The sequence below is a fragment of the Gordonia cholesterolivorans genome, from assembly GCF_039531975.1.
Lineage (GTDB): Bacteria > Actinomycetota > Actinomycetes > Mycobacteriales > Mycobacteriaceae > Gordonia > Gordonia sihwensis.
This window is the reverse complement of sequence record NZ_BAAARB010000085.1, coordinates 1-545: the sequence shown is the minus strand read 5'-3', so window position 1 is coordinate 545 and position 545 is coordinate 1. Positions and strand designations below refer to the sequence as shown.

At 44.0% G+C, this 545-nt stretch carries 1 protein-coding gene; it reads right to left on the bottom strand.

Going from position 1 to position 545, the window contains the following annotated elements; genetic code table 11:
• Positions 1-266: 266 nt before the first annotated feature.
• On the bottom strand, positions 267-545 hold a 279-nt coding region (locus ABFX36_RS18990), incomplete at its 5' end, for an AI-2E family transporter (protein WP_346077846.1).

Below are 545 nucleotides of genomic sequence, written 5' to 3'. Positions count from 1 at the left end.
AGTGTGTTTTTGGTGAACCTGCCGGCTCTGATGTATTTCTCACACAGCTAATCTCTGCCCCAAATTTACATAGATTAGTCGTCTTATCATTCATTATTTCCGGACTGGCAGATGTTGCTCCGGATACAGCAGATATTTGCATGCGGTTTCGTCTCCTGTTATAGAAGACGCTATTAATACATATTGATATAGCTGGCAACCACAATAAATCAAACATAATTAATTAAATATAACAAAGGTGCATTTCTGCACCTTTGATTAAAAACTTATTTTTTTTCTGAGAGTTGTTCTTCCATATACGCTCTGACCTCGGTTAAATCATCGGACGGACGTGGCACATCATTCATCCAGGCCTTCAGTAAGGTATAGGAAACTGCCAGTACCACCGGGCCGATAAAGAGTCCGATCATCCCGAGGGATAACATCCCGCCGATAACACCGGTCAGGATCAGTACCATCGGCAGGTCAGCGCCCATTTTTATCAGGAACGGGCGCAGCACGCCATCCATTGTGGCAACCGCACCGGCCCAGATAATCATAATAAT